Origin of the sequence: Micromonospora sp. DT15, assembly GCF_049841475.1 — a bacterium.
Lineage (GTDB): Bacteria > Actinomycetota > Actinomycetes > Mycobacteriales > Micromonosporaceae > Micromonospora.
Window position 1 is genome coordinate 194994 of the sequence record NZ_JBNCKJ010000008.1, and the last position, 15137, is coordinate 210130.

At 71.9% G+C, this 15137-nt stretch carries 19 protein-coding genes; 7 read left to right on the forward strand and 12 right to left on the reverse strand.

Features of this window, described 5'->3' with window-relative positions:
• Positions 1–57: 57 nt before the first annotated feature.
• The 7 genes from ACLQ3F_RS19380 to ACLQ3F_RS19410 all read right to left on the reverse strand — a co-directional run bounded on the left by ACLQ3F_RS19380 (position 58) and on the right by ACLQ3F_RS19410 (position 5489).
• The gene (locus tag ACLQ3F_RS19380; RefSeq protein WP_425850557.1) at positions 58–807 is read right to left on the reverse strand and encodes a ZIP family metal transporter; all 750 of its coding nucleotides are present in this window, start codon (positions 805–807) and stop codon (positions 58–60) included.
• A gap of 55 nt (positions 808–862) precedes the next feature.
• Positions 863–2053, reverse strand: a complete 1191-nt coding sequence (locus ACLQ3F_RS19385) for a GNAT family N-acetyltransferase (RefSeq protein ID WP_425850558.1) — start codon at positions 2051–2053, stop codon at positions 863–865.
• A gap of 67 nt (positions 2054–2120) precedes the next feature.
• On the reverse strand, positions 2121–2813 hold the full coding sequence (locus ACLQ3F_RS19390; RefSeq protein ID WP_357201018.1) for a hypothetical protein: 693 nt from the start codon (positions 2811–2813) through the stop codon (positions 2121–2123).
• Positions 2810–3655: an ATP-binding cassette domain-containing protein gene (locus ACLQ3F_RS19395; protein ID WP_357201021.1), complete on the reverse strand. Its 846-nt coding sequence runs from the start codon at positions 3653–3655 to the stop codon at positions 2810–2812. Before ACLQ3F_RS19395 ends, ACLQ3F_RS19390 begins: the two co-directional genes overlap by 4 nt.
• Complete coding sequence (locus tag ACLQ3F_RS19400; protein WP_357201024.1) at positions 3652–3990, reverse strand: PadR family transcriptional regulator; 339 nt, start codon at positions 3988–3990, stop codon at positions 3652–3654. The genes ACLQ3F_RS19395 and ACLQ3F_RS19400 overlap by 4 nt, the downstream gene beginning before the upstream one ends.
• A 103-nt stretch (positions 3991–4093) precedes the next feature.
• Positions 4094–4813: a PP2C family protein-serine/threonine phosphatase gene (locus tag ACLQ3F_RS19405; RefSeq protein WP_355004776.1), complete on the reverse strand. Its 720-nt coding sequence runs from the start codon at positions 4811–4813 to the stop codon at positions 4094–4096.
• Between the two features lie 115 nt (positions 4814–4928).
• Positions 4929–5489 carry an XRE family transcriptional regulator gene (locus ACLQ3F_RS19410; RefSeq protein ID WP_357222243.1) on the reverse strand — a complete coding sequence of 187 codons (561 nt, stop codon included), beginning with the start codon at positions 5487–5489 and terminating at the stop codon, positions 4929–4931.
• A 56-nt stretch (positions 5490–5545) separates the two neighbouring features.
• Between ACLQ3F_RS19410 and ACLQ3F_RS19415 the strand changes: the two genes are divergently transcribed.
• Complete coding sequence (locus ACLQ3F_RS19415; RefSeq protein WP_425850563.1) at positions 5546–6781, forward strand: benzoate/H(+) symporter BenE family transporter; 1236 nt, start codon at positions 5546–5548, stop codon at positions 6779–6781.
• 67 nt (positions 6782–6848) lie between these two features.
• On the opposite strand, the gene ACLQ3F_RS19420 is transcribed toward ACLQ3F_RS19415, so the two are convergent.
• From ACLQ3F_RS19420 to ACLQ3F_RS19435, 4 genes are all read right to left on the reverse strand, one after another.
• Positions 6849–7220: a hypothetical protein gene (locus tag ACLQ3F_RS19420; protein WP_091395802.1), complete on the reverse strand. Its 372-nt coding sequence runs from the start codon at positions 7218–7220 to the stop codon at positions 6849–6851.
• 416 nt (positions 7221–7636) lie between these two features.
• Positions 7637–7888, reverse strand: coding sequence for a hypothetical protein (locus ACLQ3F_RS19425; RefSeq protein WP_030332357.1), 252 nt, complete (start codon positions 7886–7888; stop codon positions 7637–7639).
• A gap of 81 nt (positions 7889–7969) precedes the next feature.
• Entirely contained in the window at positions 7970–8443 is a 474-nt protein-coding gene (gene mscL, locus ACLQ3F_RS19430; RefSeq protein ID WP_112586336.1) for a large conductance mechanosensitive channel protein MscL, read from the reverse strand.
• 39 nt (positions 8444–8482) lie between these two features.
• Positions 8483–9199 (reverse strand): FadR/GntR family transcriptional regulator, encoded by a 717-nt coding sequence (locus ACLQ3F_RS19435; RefSeq protein WP_425850565.1) that lies wholly within the window; start codon positions 9197–9199, stop codon positions 8483–8485.
• Between the two features lie 50 nt (positions 9200–9249).
• Here ACLQ3F_RS19435 and ACLQ3F_RS19440 point away from each other — a divergent pair, with 50 nt between their 5' ends.
• A complete protein-coding gene (locus ACLQ3F_RS19440; RefSeq protein WP_425850567.1) occupies positions 9250–10530 on the forward strand; it encodes an MFS transporter in 1281 nt (426 codons plus the stop codon).
• Positions 10531–10548: 18 nt separating this feature from the next.
• On the opposite strand, the gene ACLQ3F_RS19445 is transcribed toward ACLQ3F_RS19440, so the two are convergent.
• Positions 10549–10905 carry an STAS domain-containing protein gene (locus ACLQ3F_RS19445; protein ID WP_030332365.1) on the reverse strand — a complete coding sequence of 119 codons (357 nt, stop codon included), beginning with the start codon at positions 10903–10905 and terminating at the stop codon, positions 10549–10551.
• A gap of 163 nt (positions 10906–11068) precedes the next feature.
• Between ACLQ3F_RS19445 and ACLQ3F_RS19450 the strand changes: the two genes are divergently transcribed.
• From ACLQ3F_RS19450 to ACLQ3F_RS19470, 5 genes are read left to right on the forward strand one after another with little or no spacing between them, the layout of a single operon-like run.
• Complete coding sequence (locus tag ACLQ3F_RS19450; RefSeq protein WP_425850570.1) at positions 11069–11929, forward strand: STAS domain-containing protein; 861 nt, start codon at positions 11069–11071, stop codon at positions 11927–11929.
• On the forward strand, positions 11929–12339 hold the full coding sequence (locus tag ACLQ3F_RS19455) for an STAS domain-containing protein (RefSeq protein ID WP_355004782.1): 411 nt from the start codon (positions 11929–11931) through the stop codon (positions 12337–12339). Before ACLQ3F_RS19450 ends, ACLQ3F_RS19455 begins: the two co-directional genes overlap by 1 nt.
• Positions 12336–12755: an anti-sigma regulatory factor gene (locus tag ACLQ3F_RS19460; protein ID WP_347664737.1), complete on the forward strand. Its 420-nt coding sequence runs from the start codon at positions 12336–12338 to the stop codon at positions 12753–12755. The genes ACLQ3F_RS19455 and ACLQ3F_RS19460 overlap by 4 nt, the downstream gene beginning before the upstream one ends.
• A complete protein-coding gene (locus ACLQ3F_RS19465; protein WP_425850744.1) occupies positions 12752–13768 on the forward strand; it encodes a SpoIIE family protein phosphatase in 1017 nt (338 codons plus the stop codon). The genes ACLQ3F_RS19460 and ACLQ3F_RS19465 overlap by 4 nt, the downstream gene beginning before the upstream one ends.
• A complete protein-coding gene (locus ACLQ3F_RS19470) occupies positions 13765–15126 on the forward strand; it encodes a sensor histidine kinase (protein ID WP_357201048.1) in 1362 nt (453 codons plus the stop codon). Before ACLQ3F_RS19465 ends, ACLQ3F_RS19470 begins: the two co-directional genes overlap by 4 nt.
• Positions 15127–15137 lie beyond the last annotated feature (11 nt).

Genomic DNA, 15137 nt, shown 5'->3' on the forward strand with positions numbered 1-15137 from the left:
CTACGGCGTCACGACGAATCCGCCGGGCCGGTTTAATGCACCGCTAAGACGCCGTCATCAGGTGTGGGAGAGGGCGAAGGCGGTCAGGAAGCCGGCGACTGTGATCAGACCGACCAGCAGGTGCGCGTTCTCGAACGCCTCCGGGACCATGGTGTCGGTGATCATGGCGAGGATCGCGCCGGCGGCCAACGCGGTGATGGCGGCCATCACCTCCGGCGGCGCGCCGCCCAGCAGCGTGTTGCCGACCAGCGCGGCGACGCCACTGATCAGCGCGATCCCGGTCCAGAGCAGGAACACGTACCGTCGGGTGCGGCCGGCCTGGCGCATGCCGGCGGCGCTGGACAGCCCTTCCGGGACGTTGCTGAGGAACACCGCCGCCACCGTGACCAGGCTGACCGCGCCGCCGCCGAGCAGGCTGGCGCCGATCACGACCGATTCCGGTACGCCGTCGAGCAGCGCGCCGACGGCGAGCGCCGAGCCGGAACCGGGCTGCTCGCTCTCGGAGGGTTGCTGATCGCCGGACCGCTTCCGGTGCCGGGCGCCGTGCCGGGCGAGAGCCAGGTTGGCCACTGTGTAGATCACCGCGCCGGCGGCAGCGCCGAGAGCGGTGGGCAGGAGCCCGCCCTGCGCGTGCGCCTCGGCGATCAACTCGAACGACACGGCGGAGAGCAGCACTCCCGCGCCGAACGCCATGATCGACGCGATGAGGCGCTGCGGCACCCGGGCGAACCAGCCGACCGCCGCCCCGACCAGCAGAGCCGACCCGGCCAGCAACCCCCATCCACCCGCCTGTAACCACTCCGGCATTCGCGGGACCGTACCCACGTTCGCCGAGGCGACAAACCCGTTTTGTGAGGAGGGCTCAGAAGTCGGCGAAGAGGTACGGCACCCGCCGGGGGAAGAGGCTGCGCAACTCCGTGGCGGCGTCCACCGGCACCTCGCCCAGACCGCGCAGTGGCAGCTCGGCCGGGTCCAGCACCCCGTACGCGAGGGCGGAGAGACCGGCGGCGGTGAGCGTGGCGGTCGGCGCGTGGCCGGTGGTGTCGTCGACCAACTCCAGCGCCCCGGTTGTGCCGTCGAGCAGGTGGGTGCCGGCCAACCAGCGGTCCCCGGTCAGCTCGATCCGCACCCGGCCCGGGCCCGCGGGCAGCCCGCTCAGCGCGTCCAGCGACAGCAGTCGGGCCATCGGCGCGGACGAGCCCGGCACCTGGGTACGGGCCTCGACGTGCACGTCCAGGTCGGTCAGCCACAGCTCGGGCAACTCGTCCGGCGGAACCTGAACGGTGATCCGCTCGATCTGGTCGACGTGCCGGGCGAAGAACTGCAACAGCAGCGCCCGCGCGAGCGGGTCGGTGACCAGCAGCTCGTTGCCGTGCAGCGTGCCGCCGTGTTCGTCGATCCGGTACGTCACCGCGCCGGTGACCTCCCCGCCGACCCGGGCGGTGAGCAGCCAGTACTCGTCGCGGTCACGCATCCCGACCGCCCGGTTCTCCGGGAAGATTGCGAAGCCGTGTCGTTCCTGGAGGTTGCGTTCGGTGAACGCCCGCCATGCCGGATAGCCGGCGGCGACGCGTTCCCAGCTGACCTCGCCGGGCAGGTCCACCCGGAGCAGCGAGCCCAGGTTGGCCGGGGTGAAGGTGACCCGGCGCGGCTTGGGCAGCCCGATGTAGCCGAACCGGGCGTAGAAGCTGGGCCGGAACGGATAGAGCGCGCTGAGCGGATGGCCCTCGTCGCGCATCTCGTCGAGGAGTTGGTGCAGCAACGTCCGGACGTGTCCCTGCCGGCGGGCCAGCGGATGGGTAGCCACCCCGGCGACACCGGCCATCGGCAGCACCACCCCGCGCAGGTTCTGTCGCATCGGGATGGCCGAGACGGCGGCCAACGTGGTGCCGTCCTCCTCGGCGATCAACGTCCGGTTGCCCTGGTTGTAGGGCAGGTAGTCGCGGAACTCCGCCGTCCGGGCGGCGCTGAGCGGCGAGGACTCGAAGGCGTACGCGGCAAGCGGAAAGCTGGTGGTGAGACGGTCGTCGTCGGTCACCCGGCGAATGGTCATTCGCCCATCTCAACCCGCCGCGCGGGTCGCAGCAACCGGATTGGCCCGATCCGCGGCCGGCCCGGCGTCAGCCGACCGGCAGGTGCCGCAGGTGGCGACGGCGGCGCAGGCGGACGCTGGCCACCGCGGCCACGCCCAGAGCCAGCAGGGCGGTGACGGCGACCCCGTGCAGCAGGCCACGGGAGAGGTAGCCCTGGTCGGTGTTGTCGACCGTCCAGGTGGCGATCTCCCGGCTCGACCAGAACGGCGTCAACCTCGCCCCCGACCCGGCCGGGTCGATCAGCATCTGCACCGTCACCACTGTGAGCAGCAGCAGCGTGCCCTCCAACTCGCGGGGCAGCAGCGCACCGATCAGCATTCCGAACGGCGCCGCCACCGCGACGGAACAGAGCAGCGCCGCGGCCAGGCCGCCGTACCGCAGGTCCGCGCCGTCGATCATCGGGAGCAGGAAGAAGGGTACGGAGATGACCAGTCCCACCGTCCACAGGCCGAGCATCCGACCGAGATAGAGATGGTGTGGGCGGTAGCCGGCCAGCCGCAGCCTCGGCTCCAGCTCGCGGGCCGCGGTCGTGGCGAACAGCGCGGCGGTGCTCACCGCCCAACCCACGCCGAGCAGCAGCGAGCGAACCGACTGCCCGAGGTAGGCGTCCCGCCGGATCAGGTAGAAGGTCAACGGCATCAACAACAACAGCAGGAGTACGCCTCGACGCCGCAGCAGCTCCCGCAGGGTCATCTCGGCGACGGTGACGAGCCGGTTCACGGGCGGCCTCCCTGGATGCCGGGCGCGTGCCACCCGGACTCGTGTGCCGGGGTCAGGTCGAGCACGATGTCCACCCGGTCGAGTTGGTTGAGCAGGTGGGTCACCACGACGATGGCCGCGCCGGCGTCGCGCAACCTGCTGAGCTGGTCCCAGAAGTTGACGTACGTGCCCTGGTCGAAGCCCTGGTACGGCTCGTCGAGCAGCAGCACGTCGGGGGCGCTGAGCGTGGACATGGTCAGGTTGAGCTTCTGTCGGGTGCCGCCGGACAGGTGGCGGGCCTGCACGTCGCCGCCCGCTTCCCAGCCGAGCTGCCGGGCCGCCGCCCGACCGGCGCGGCGGGCCGGGCCCCGGGCCACACCCTGACCGGCGCCGACCAGCACGAAGTGCTCGTCGGCGAGCAGGAAGTCGGCGGTGCCGCCAGACTGCGGGCAGTAGCCGAGCCGCCCGGAGACGGTCACCTCACCGGCGTCCGGTGACATGAGGCCGGCGCAGATCCGGAGGAAGGTGCTCTTGCCGCAGCCGTTCGCGCCGACGACGGCGGCGATCTGTCCGGCCCGGACGGTGAGCGTGGCGTCGCGCAGCACGGTTCGCCGTCCGTACCGCTTGGTGATGCCTGCCGCGTGCAGCCGGACCGGCCCGGGGCGCGGGCCGGGCGCGGTGCCGATGCTCTCCACGACAGCGCCCGCGTACTGCTGGGGTGGGCCGAAGACGACCCAGGGGTCGCCGCCGCCCTCGCGTAGGTGCGTGGCGGCCTCGGCGACCACGTGCCGTGCGGCGTCCGCTGCGACCCGGCGCTGGTGCAGCTCGGCTGTGAGCGTGCGCAGCCAATCGTCGGCGTTCACCGGGTGACCCCCTTCGTGACGATGTCGTTCACCGGCCGGACGAAGGTGAGCCAGGCGCTGCCGCCGGCGTGGAGCGCCGCGTGCCCGTCGTCGGTGAGCCGGTAGTACTTGCGGGCCGGCCCGGCGCTGCCCTCCCGCCACTGCGCGGTCACCAGGCCGGTCTTCTGTAGGCGCAGCAGCACCGGGTAGAGCGTGCCGCCCTGGATCGGCCCGACGCCCGCCGCGTCGAGCGCCTGGGCGAGTTGGTAGCCGTAGGACTCGCCTTTGGACAGCAGGGCCAGGACGCAGATGTCGAGCACCCCCCGCAGCCACTGCCCGCGCCGGTCGGAATCCACGCGTCGGACAGTAGCGGCGCTAGCTAGATGGCACAACCACCTACTGTGGCAGCGGTACCCGAACCAGTCGGTTCGGGTGAGCCGCCGAGGGAGCCGTACGGGGTCAGCGGGCGACGACGTCGGAGACCACGACTGTGACGTTGTCCGGTGCGCCGGCGTGGTGAGCCAGCTTCACCAACTGCTCACCGCACTGCTGGCGGTCGGCGTACATGCCCAGGGCCGCGGCGATGGCCTCGTCCTCGACGTAGTCGGAGAGCCCGTCGCTGCACAGCAGCAGCCGGTCACCGGCGACCACGGTGAGCACCCCGACCGCCGGTGGGGTGTCGGCGCCCTGCACGGCCCGGGTCACCAGGGACCGCTGCGGGTGGTGGCGGGCCTGCTCGGGAGAGAGGGTCCCCTGATCGACAAGCGCCTGCACGAACGTGTCGTCCCGGGTGAGCTGGGTCAGCTCCCCCTCACGCAGCAGGTAGCAGCGGGAGTCGCCTACCTGGGCCAGCACCAGCGTCTCCCCGGCCAGTAGCGCCGCGGTGAGCGTCGTACCCATGCCGTCCCGGCTCGGGTCGACGGTGATGGCGGCGTGGATGCGCTGGTTGGCGGTGCTGACCACGGCACGCAGCGCGTCGGCGGCGCCGTCGGGGTCGGTGGGGGGAGCCAGCTCGTCCAGGATCCGGATCACGATCTCGCTCGCCACCTCGCCCGCAGGCAGCCCACCCATGCCGTCGGCGACCGCGATCAGGCGGTCACCGGCGAGGGCGGAGTCCTCGTTGTTGGTGCGCACCAAGCCGATGTCGTTGAGGATGACCGAGCGGAGGATCAGCGTCATGGGGTCAAGCTTGCCAAGAACAACCGGCATTCGTCTCTACGCCTCCTACCTAGGTCGAGAAATGATTGCGATTATCGTCGACGAGGTCGACGGTCCGTGACCGATCGGCGCGGTCTCAGCGGCGCGGATAGCGCAGCAGCAGGCTAGCGGCGACCTCCTCGTCGCCCACCGCCGCGTAGCTGTGTGGCACGTCCGACACCCAGCGGAGGTGGCCACCGGCCGTGGCCGTCAGCGGTGCGTCGGCCGGCCCGGCGCGCAGCACCCCGGCGAACACGGTGACGTGCTCGGTGACTCCCGCCGGGTGGGCGGGGGAGAGCTGGCCCGGCCCGGGCGCGACCCGCATCCGGTACAGCTCGTAGGTCGCGTCGGTGTCGGTGAACACCTCCAGCAGGGTGGCGGTGACCGCGGTGCCGTGCACTGTGGGCCCGGCGGCCGGCTCCGCCAGCACCGCCGTCAGCGGTACGCCGAGCTGCGCGGTGACCGCCCAGAGCGTCTCCAGGGTCGGGTTGCGGGTGCCGTGCTCCAGGCCGGAGAGGGTGGCCTTTCCGACACCTGCGAGCCGGGCGAGTGTGGACAGCGACATCCCCTGCTCCTCGCGCAGGGCGCGGACGCGGCGCCCGACGACGGCGGGATCCACGTCGAGGCCCGGGCGCGGGGCTGGTGGTGGGTGCGGCACCCGGCTATCGTGCTACACGCTTCCGTTCCGTAAACGGAACAGTCGGGAGGGGTGTGGTGGCCGGACGCGTGCAACCGGTGCTGGCTGGGGTGGTGACCGCGCTGGTGGGCTTCGCCAGCTCGTTCACCGTCGTGCTGGCCGGGCTCCGAGCGGCAGGCGCGTCGGACGCACAGGCCGCCTCCGGCCTGCTCGCTCTCTGCGTGGCATGTGGGTTCGCCGCCGCCTGGCTGGGCTGGCGGTACCGGATACCGATGAGCGTGGCCTGGTCCACTCCAGGCGCGGCGCTGCTGGTGGCGACCGGGCCACCGCCGGGAGGATGGCCGGTAGCGGTGGGCGCCTTCCTCGTCTCCGGTGTGCTGATCGTCGCGGCCGGGTTGTTCCCGCCGCTCGGCCGCGCGGTAGCCGCCATCCCCAAGCCGGTGGCCGGCGCCATGCTCGCCGGGGTGCTGTTGCCGCTGTGCACCGCCCCGGTCCGCGCGCTGGTCGAGCTGCCGGTGGTGGCTGGATCGGTGGTGGTCGGTTGGCTGCTGCTGCACCGGTTCGCCCGACGCTGGGCGGTGCCCGGTGCGCTGGTGGTGGCCGTGGCGGCGATCGCACTGACCGCACCGCCGACCGGCCTTACCGCTGCCGCGCTGATCCCGTCGGTCACGCTGACCGCGCCAGCCTGGAACGCGTCCGCGCTCGTCGGGGTGGCCCTGCCGCTGTTCCTGGTCACCATGGCCGCGCAGAACGTGCCCGGCATGGCGGTGCTGGTCGGCTACGGCTACCGGCCGCCGTTCGGCGCCGCACTGCGGACCACCGGCCTGGCCAGTCTGCTCGCCGCCCCGGCCGGTGGGCACGCGGTGAACCTCGCGGCGATCACCGCCGCGCTGGCCGCCGGCCCCGACGCGCACCCCGACCCGGAGCGGCGATGGATCGCCTCGGTCACCGCAGGTGTCGGGCTGGCCGTGCTCGGACTGGGCGCCGGCGTGGCCACCACGCTGGTGGCGGTCGCCCCACCGATCCTCATTGAGGCGGTCGCCGGGCTGGCGCTGCTGGGTGCCCTCGCCACCGCGCTCGCCGCGGCGGTGACCGACCCGGCGACTCGGGAGGCCGCCGTGGTCACCTTCGTGGTGACCGCGTCCGGGGTGACGCTGATCGGCGTGGGCGGCGCGTTCTGGGGCCTGGTCGCGGGCTGCCTGATGCTGCTTCTCTTCCACCGCCGCCAACCCGCCCCGCCGGACGAGCCTGCCCCCGCCCCGCCGGACGAGTCCGTCTCCGCCGCGCCGGGCAGATCCACTCGGGTTTCATGAAGTCGGGCCGTCCCGAGGCTCCGGACACCCCGATTTCCGTGAACCCGAGTCGATCAGGGCGGTTGGGTCACTCCTCGGGCGGCAGGTCGGCCACCCCGACGGCCAGGAGGACCCGGCCGTCGGCCACCGACCCGATCCGGTCGGCCGGTACGTAGACCGCGCCCGTGCGGGTCAGGTCGGTCGAGACCTTCAGATAGCCGCTGTGCAGCAGTCGCGCCGCCAGATCGGCTGGGACGTCCGGCTCCTCGACCGCGGTCGCCTCGATCAGCTCGTCCAGGCTGCTGCCCGGGTCGGCGGTCGGTGTCTGGACGGTCACCGCGTTCGGGTCACCCCGCTGGACGAGGTCCACGGTGCCGACCTCGGTGCCAGCTGAGTCGATCACCGGCATCCCGGTGGTGATCCGCGAGATGGTCGCCTGCTGCTCGTCCTGCTGGTCCATCCCGGTGCGGTTCCCAGAGCAGCGCGCCGCTAAACGCCGCCGCCCACCCACCCCGTCCGTCCGCTGCCGGCCCGCCTGCCCGTCCCTCCCACCCGCCGCGCAGCGGCAGCGGTGGCCTCGGTGTGGTCGCACCTCGTTCCAGAGCAGTGGCTCGGAGGTGACCGGTCCGGAGGCGATGGGCTCGGAGGTGGCTGGTCCGGAGGCGATGGGCTCGGGAGCGTGATGACTGTGAGTCATATTGATGCCTCACAGTCATCACCGCCAAAAGCAATGCCGCCTCCACGGCCCGCGCAAAAGGTGGCGGCGGCGGGCCGCCACACCAGTGGCACGCAGCAGGCGGCCTCCAGCACCCAGCAGAGACGGCACGCAGCAGACGCATCCGGCACCCTCGCGCCCGTGCACGGTGTTCCGCGCACTCAGGTGTTCGGGAGGGTCCAGCCGCCGGGCGGGCGGGGGGACAGCTCCCGCCAGGTGTCCGGGCCGTCGAGCAGCGCCCGGACGGTGTCCTCGGCCTCGTCCGCACTGCCGTACTCGTAGAAACGGGAGATGCCCTCGGCGCCGCCGGCCCGCTGCTCGACGTGCCAGCGGTCGGCGTCCACCCGCAGGAAGACGTCCCGCCGGGCCAGCCGCCCCCACTTCCCGTTCCACCAGTGCTTTCGCTGCTCCATGGCGGGACTCTATCGAACACACGTACGAGAAGATGCGGCCCCTGCGGGAATCCCGCAGGGGCCGATGTGCATCCGTTCGGGTCAGCGCTGCGTCGGCGGCTCCGGGCGGCGGCCCAGCACGTCGTCCAGCGCCCCACGCTGCTGGCCGGGGGTGGTGTGGCCGGCGGAGACCAGGGCGTCCCGGATCTCGGTGAGCAGCTTGACCTCCTCGCTCGGCGCCGAGGGCGGCGGCTCCTCGCCCCGCTTGCGCCGCTCGGCCAGCCGGTTCATCGGGTAGACGACCAGGAAGTAGAGCGCCAGTGCGGTAAGCAGGAAGGTGATGGCCGCGTTGACGAACGCCACCCAGTCGAACGGGATCTCCCGGAACTTGGGGGTCGAACCGCTGAGGCCGTTCTTGTTCCCGGTGATCAGCACGATCATCACCCGGACCAGCGGTTCGAGGAACGACTTGGTCAGCTGGGTGACCACGCCCGTGAACGCGGCGCCGATGACGACACCGACCGCCAGGTCGACGACGTTGCCGCGCATGATGAAGTCTTTGAAGCCCTTGAGCATTCGTACTCCCGAGGTGTCCGCTTTTCTGTCGGGCACAACCTATGCCCGTTCGGCGGGTTCCAGAAAAGCGCCGGCTTCGAGCGCCGCCCGGCCGGGATCGCCGGCCCGGATCGCCTCGACCAGCCGGGTGTGGTCGACGTAGCGCTCGGGCGTGAGTTCATCGCCCATGGCCTGGGCGACTGTGCTGCGCAGGGCGGTGCCCACCGAGGCGTACAGCTCGGCGAGCATGGCGTTGTGCGCGGCGGCGACCACCGCCGTGTGCAGTGCCGCGTCGGCCTCGACGAACGCGTCGACCCGGCCGCCGTGCCAGGCGGCCTCGCGTTGGGCGAGCGCGCCGTCGAGCGCCGCCAGGTCCTCCGGGGTACGCCGCAACGCGGCGAGCCGGGCGGCCTCCACCTCGAACGCGCGGCGCACCTCGATGACCTCGGTCATCCGGTCGTCGCCGAGTCGGCGGGCGACCACCGGGGCCAGTTCGTCGGTGGACACCACGTAGGTGCCGGAGCCCTGCCGGCACTCCAGCACCCCGGCGTGCACCAGGGCGCGGACCGCCTCACGGACCGTGTTGCGCCCGACGCCCAGCGCGGCGACCAGTTGTGGCTCGGTGGGGATGCGCCCTCCGACGGGCCATTCGCCGCCGAGGATGCGGGCGCGGAGCTGCTCGGTGGTCTGCCGGACCCGGTGGCCGCGCGGTGGCACGGCGGGCTGGCCGCGGGGCGGTGCCGGCGGCGCGGAGGGGAATTCAACCGACGGTGGCACTGGTTACATCACCGGTCCCAAATTCATCCCATGATTGTAGGTTAAGGGTCATGACCCCGCCACCAACCGCCGCTCCGGCGCTGCCCGCCCCCGTCGCCATCGATAGTCGTCCGACGCGGGACCCCGGCACCGGCCGGCGGACGCACCCGGCGACCGGTGGCGCGCTGGTGCTGGTCGGGATGCTGCTGGTCGCGCTCAACCTGCGCGCCGTGGTGACGAGCCTCGGCGCACTGCTCGACGAGGTCCGCGACGGGCTGGGCCTCTCCGGCGTCACCGCCGGCCTCGTCACCACCCTGCCGACCATCGCGTTCGCCGGCCTCGGCGCGCTCACCCCGTGGCTGGTCCGCCGGGTGGCGCCGGCCCGGGTGCTGGTGGTCGCCATGCTTGCCCTCGCCGTTGGCCAGGTGCTCCGGGTCGCCACCGACTCGGCCCTGATCTTCGTGCTCACCAGCGCGCTGGCGCTGTCCGGCATCGCGGTCGCCAACATCCTGCTGCCGATGCTGGTCAAGCAGCACTTCCCGCACCGCACCGGCCTGGTCACCGGCGCGTACACGATGGCGTTGACAGTGGGTACGACGGTGGCCGCCGCCTCCGCGGTGCCGATCGCGCACGCCTTCGGGTCGTGGCGGGCCGGGCTCGGCGTGTGGGCCGCGATGGCCGCGGTGGCCGTACTCCCGTGGGTGCCACTGGCGCTGCGGGCCCGCGCCGCGGCGCGGCGGGTGACCCCGACGGCGGTCGTCGCCACGCCCACGCGGGTCCGGCCGGCGCGGACCCGGCTCGGTTGGGCGATGGCCGTCTACTTCGGGGCGCAGTCGCTCAGCGGGTACGCGATCATGGGCTGGCTGGCCCAACTGTTCCGTGACGCCGGCTACCAGCCGGAGTCGGCCGGGCTGCTGCTCGCCGGGGTGACCGCGCTCGGCGTGCCGATCGCGCTGCTGATGCCCACCCTGGCCGGTCGGCTCGGCAGCCTGCGGCCGCTGGTGCTCGGGCTGACCACCGCGTCGGCACTGGCCTACCTGGGGTTGGCGCTCGCACCGCACGGCGCCGCGCTGCTCTGGGTCGCCCTCCTGGCGATCGGGCAGGGCGCGTTCCCGATGATCCTGACCGCCATCGGCCTACGCGCCCGCACCGCCGAGGGCACCGTCGCGCTCTCCGCGTTCGCGCAGAGCACGGGGTACGTGATCGCCGCCCTGGGCCCGCTGATGGTCGGCATCCTCTACGAGGCCACCGGCGGCTGGACCGCGCCGATCGGGTTCCTGCTGGGTGCCCTCGCCGTGCAGACGACGGCGGGCATGGCGATCGCTCGTCCCCGTTACGTCGAGGACGAGTGACGCACGCCGACGGTCAGGTCAGGAGGAAGCCGGCGTCGGTTCGCCGGCGACTGCCTCATCCACCGTCGGGTAGGTGTGCAGCACCTCGACCAGCCCGCTCACCTCAAGGATGCGCAGCACGCCGCGCTGCGGGGCGGCCAGCCGGACCACGCCGCCGGCCTCGTCGCAGCTGTTCTTGGCGCGGACGAAGACCGACAGGCCGGTCGAGTCGCAGAACGAGACGTCCGCCAGGTCGAACACCAGCCGGTTGCGGCCCTTGTCGAGCAGGTCGGTGATCTGGTCCTGCAGCTGCGGTGCGGTGGCCATGTCCAGCTCGCCCGCGACCGCCACGACGACCACGTCGCCGCGTTGTTCCGTGTGCACCGTCAACGACATTCGCCAGACCTCCTGTTATCGGGGGAACGGTATCCCACGACCACCCCCGGAGGTAGAACGGGAGCCGTCCTCCGGTGGTCATCGTCATTCCGTTGCTACGGGGCAAGTAGTTGATCAGACCCCGGTGATAGAGTCCGCCCGGTCCAGGTCAAGGGGGTTCGAAATGGCGTTGAGCACCGAAGAAAGTGGTCGGCTCGCCGCGCTGCTCAGCGGGCAGGACGAACGGGTCACGACTCGGTGGACCGAGATCGTCACCAGTTCGTTGCGGGGCCGGCTGAGCCAGGCAGAGCTGCGCCGGCAGGTCCAGGATCTGCACGGCGCCATCGTCGCCACGAGCGAGCAGGGCACCATCGACCTGTCCGCCGAAAGCGCCGCCGAACTGCGCGCCGCGCTCTCCGAGCTGTCTCGTGGCCGGGCCCGGCAGGGCTTCTCCGCCACCGAGACCACGATCAGCGTCTTCGCGCTGAAGGACGTGCTGGCCGAACTGTTGCAGGAGGCCGGGGGCCCGAACGCGCTGTCGGACTACGTCGCCTTCTCCAGGCTCGTCGACGAGATGGGCCTGTTCACGTTCGAGAGCTTCGTCCGCACCCGGGAGAGCCTGATCGCCGACCAGGCCGAGCAGTTGCTCGAGCTCTCCACACCGGTGGTCAAGCTCTGGGAGGGCGTCGTCGCCGTGCCGCTGGTCGGCACCCTGGACTCGGCCCGGGCCCAGGTGGTCATGGAGCGCCTGCTGCAGACCCTCGTCGACACCGGCTCGCCGTACGCGATCATCGACATCACCGGCGTACCGGCGGTGGACACCCAGGTCGCCCAGCACATCCTGAAGACCGTGGTGGCCGCCCGACTGATGGGCGCCGACTGCATCATCTCGGGCATCCGCCCGCAGATCGCGCAGACCATCGTGGCGCTCGGCATCGAGTTCGGTGACATCGCCACCAAGGCGAGCCTCGCCGACGCGCTGCGCCACGTGCTGCGGCTCACCGGGGTGGAGACCGCCCGTCGCCAGCCGCGCCGGGGCTTCTGATGGAACGCGTACCGATCCTCAAGATCGGCGACATCCTGCTCGTCTCCATCCAGCTCGACATGTCCGACCAGACGGCGGTCCAGCTCCAGGAGGATCTGGCCGAGCGGATCGTGGACACCGGCTGCCACGGCGTCATCATCGACATCACCGCGCTGGACATCGTCGACTCCTTCGTGGGGCGAATGCTCTCCGCCATCGCGTCGATCTCCAAGGTGCTCGACGCCGAGACGGTGGTGGTCGGGATGCGTCCGGCCGTCGCCATCACCCTTGTCGAACTCGGGCTGTCGCTGAACGGCATCCGTACCGCGCTGAACGTCGAGCGCGGCATGGAACTGATCGCGGCTGCCCACGCCGACGAGCTCGACCACCAGCTCGACGACGATCCGGACGCCGAGACGGCCACGCCATGACCGCGGGCGTCGACCTGGGCCAGCCACAGGCGCAGTCGGTCCGCAGCGATGAGGACGTGGTGCGCGTCCGGCAGTTGGTCCGCGCCGTGGCGGTGGCCAGCAAACTGTCCCTCGTCGACCAGACCAAGGTGGTCACCGCGGCGAGCGAGTTGGCCCGCAACACCCTGGTGTACGGCGGCGGCGGTTCGGTCGAGGTGACAGTCGTGGACAACGGCCGACGCAAGGGCGTGCAGATCGTGTTCGCCGACTCCGGGCCGGGCATCGCCGACCTCGATCTGGCGATGACCGACGGCTACACCAGCGGCGGCGGCCTCGGCCTCGGGCTCAGTGGGTCGCGACGCCTGGTCGACGAGTTCCAGATCGAGACGTCAGCGGAGACCGGTACGCGGATCACCGTCACCAAGTGGTCCAGGTGAACGCCGACGCGGTCACCGACAGTGGCATCTGGTTCCGAGTGGAGTCCAGCAGCGCCGCGAGTGCCGTCCGGCGTGCCGCCGAACGGCTCGGCGCGCAGGTGGAGATGAGCGGGGCGCGCATCGCCGACCTGGCCATCGTCGCCGCCGAGCTGACCAGCAACCTGGTCAAGCACGCCGACGACGGTGTCCTGCTGCTCCGACCGGTACGCCGGGACGGGCTGGCCGGCGTGGAGCTGGTGGCGATCGACTCCGGGCCCGGCATGGCCGACCTGACCGTCTCCTCCCAGGACGGGCACTCCACCACCGGCACACTCGGCATCGGTCTGGGTGCCATCGTCCGGCAGGCCAGCTGGTTCGACGGATACTCGCTGCCCGGCCGGGGCACAGTCCTCGCCGTGCAGGTCTGGCCTGCCGAGGCACGGCCGTCCCCGTCCTGGGCGGGCGCTCTCACCCGACCGCTGACCGGCGAGACGGTGAGCGGCGACGGGTACGCCGTCCGGGTCGCCGACGGGCGGCACCAGGTGCTGGTCAGCGACGGATTGGGGCACGGCCCGCTGGCCGGGGCCGCCACCGACGCGGCGCTCGCCGCGTTCCGCAACGCCCCGGCCGGCCCACCGGCGACGGTGGTCGGTCACCTGCACCGCGGCATGTCGCACACCCGTGGTGCCGCACTCGCGGTCGCCGAGTTGGCACCCGAGGCCGGGGTGCTGCACTACGCGGGCCTGGGCAACATCTCCGGCGTGGTCGTCGATGCTGACGACAAGCGTCGCGGGCTGGTCTCGCTGCCCGGCATCGCCGGGCACCAGCGGCCGACGATCCGGGAGTACGCGTACCCGTTCGGTCCGGGCGCCAGACTGGTGATGCACAGCGACGGGGTGGCCGACCGGTGGCGGTTGGCCGACTACCCGGGCCTGACGGAGAAGTCACCACTGGTGATGGCGGCGACGCTGCTGCGTGACGCGGGTGTGCGGCGCGACGACGCCTGCGTACTTGTCGCAAGGTCCTTGGTATGACCGACGAACCTTCGGCCCAGCCGCTGCTGCAGATGGCGCTGCGGGTCGAACAGGACATCTTCGTGATCCGCCAGCGGGGGCGCGAGGTGGCCGCGGTGGTCGGCCTCGAACACCAGGACCAGGTGCGGATCGCCACAGCGCTCAGCGAGGTCGCCCGGGACCTGCTGCGGACGGCCGGGGGAGCGGACGTCTCCTTCCACGTCGACGCGGGCGCCGACGGCCGGTTCCACCTGCGCGCCGACCTGGCCCCGGTGTCCCCGCTGCCGGACGACCGCTACCAACCGCAGTCCGGCGCGGTGTCCCGACTGGTCGACACACTGAGCGTGTCGACCGTCGAGGGGGTTACGGTCGTACGGATGTCCCGACGAGTCCCGGCCAACGCGCCGATGCCGACCCCGGAGCGGCTCGCCGAGTTCCGTACCGAACTCGGCCGCACCGCGCCGAGCAGTGCGCTGGACGAGTTGACGGTGCAGAACGGCCAACTCATCTCCGCACTGGACGAGGTGCGCAGTCAGCGCGACGAGTTGGCCGTGCTGAACGAGGAGCTGGCCGAAACCAACCGCGGCGTGCTGGCGCTCTACAACCAGCTCACCGAGGAGTTGGAGGAGACCAACCGGGGCGTCGTCGCCCTCTACGCCGAGCTGGACGAGAAGTCGGCCCAGCTCCGCGCGGCGAGTGAGTCGAAGAGCCGGTTCCTGGCCAACGTGAGCCACGAACTGCGCGCGCCGGTCACCGCGATCATCGGCCTGGGGCGGCTGCTCACCGACTCCGCTTCCGACCCGCTCACCGACGAGCAGGGCCGCCAGGTCGATCTGATCCGCTCATCGGCGGCGGACCTGCTCAACCTGGTCAACGAACTCCTCGACCTGGCCAAGGCGGAGTCCGGTCGGATCGAGCCGGACGTGACCGAGGTCGACCTGCGGCCGCTCTTCGGTCAACTACGCGGCACCCTGCGCGCGCTGGCCACCCGCCCGGAGGTGGAGCTCGTCGTGGAGGAGCTCACCGGGCCAGCCCTGCTGCGCACCGACGAGGTGCTGCTCGGTCAGGTGCTGCGCAACCTGCTGCACAACGGGTTGAAGTTCACCGAGCGCGGCGAGGTGCGGCTGCGGGCCAGTCAACACGGCGACCGTTGGCAGTTCGAGGTCAGCGACACCGGGCCGGGCATCGCCCCGGAGCTGCACGACCGGATCTTCGAGGAGTTCTACCAGATCCCCGGCGCCACCCGGGTCGGCGGCACCGGCCTCGGTCTGCCGTACGCCCGGCGGTTGGTGACGCTGCTCGGTGGGTCACTGGAGCTGACCAGCGCGCAGGGCGAGGGCAGCACGTTCACCGTCTCCCTACCCACAGGCGGGGCGTGACGGCGTGGACG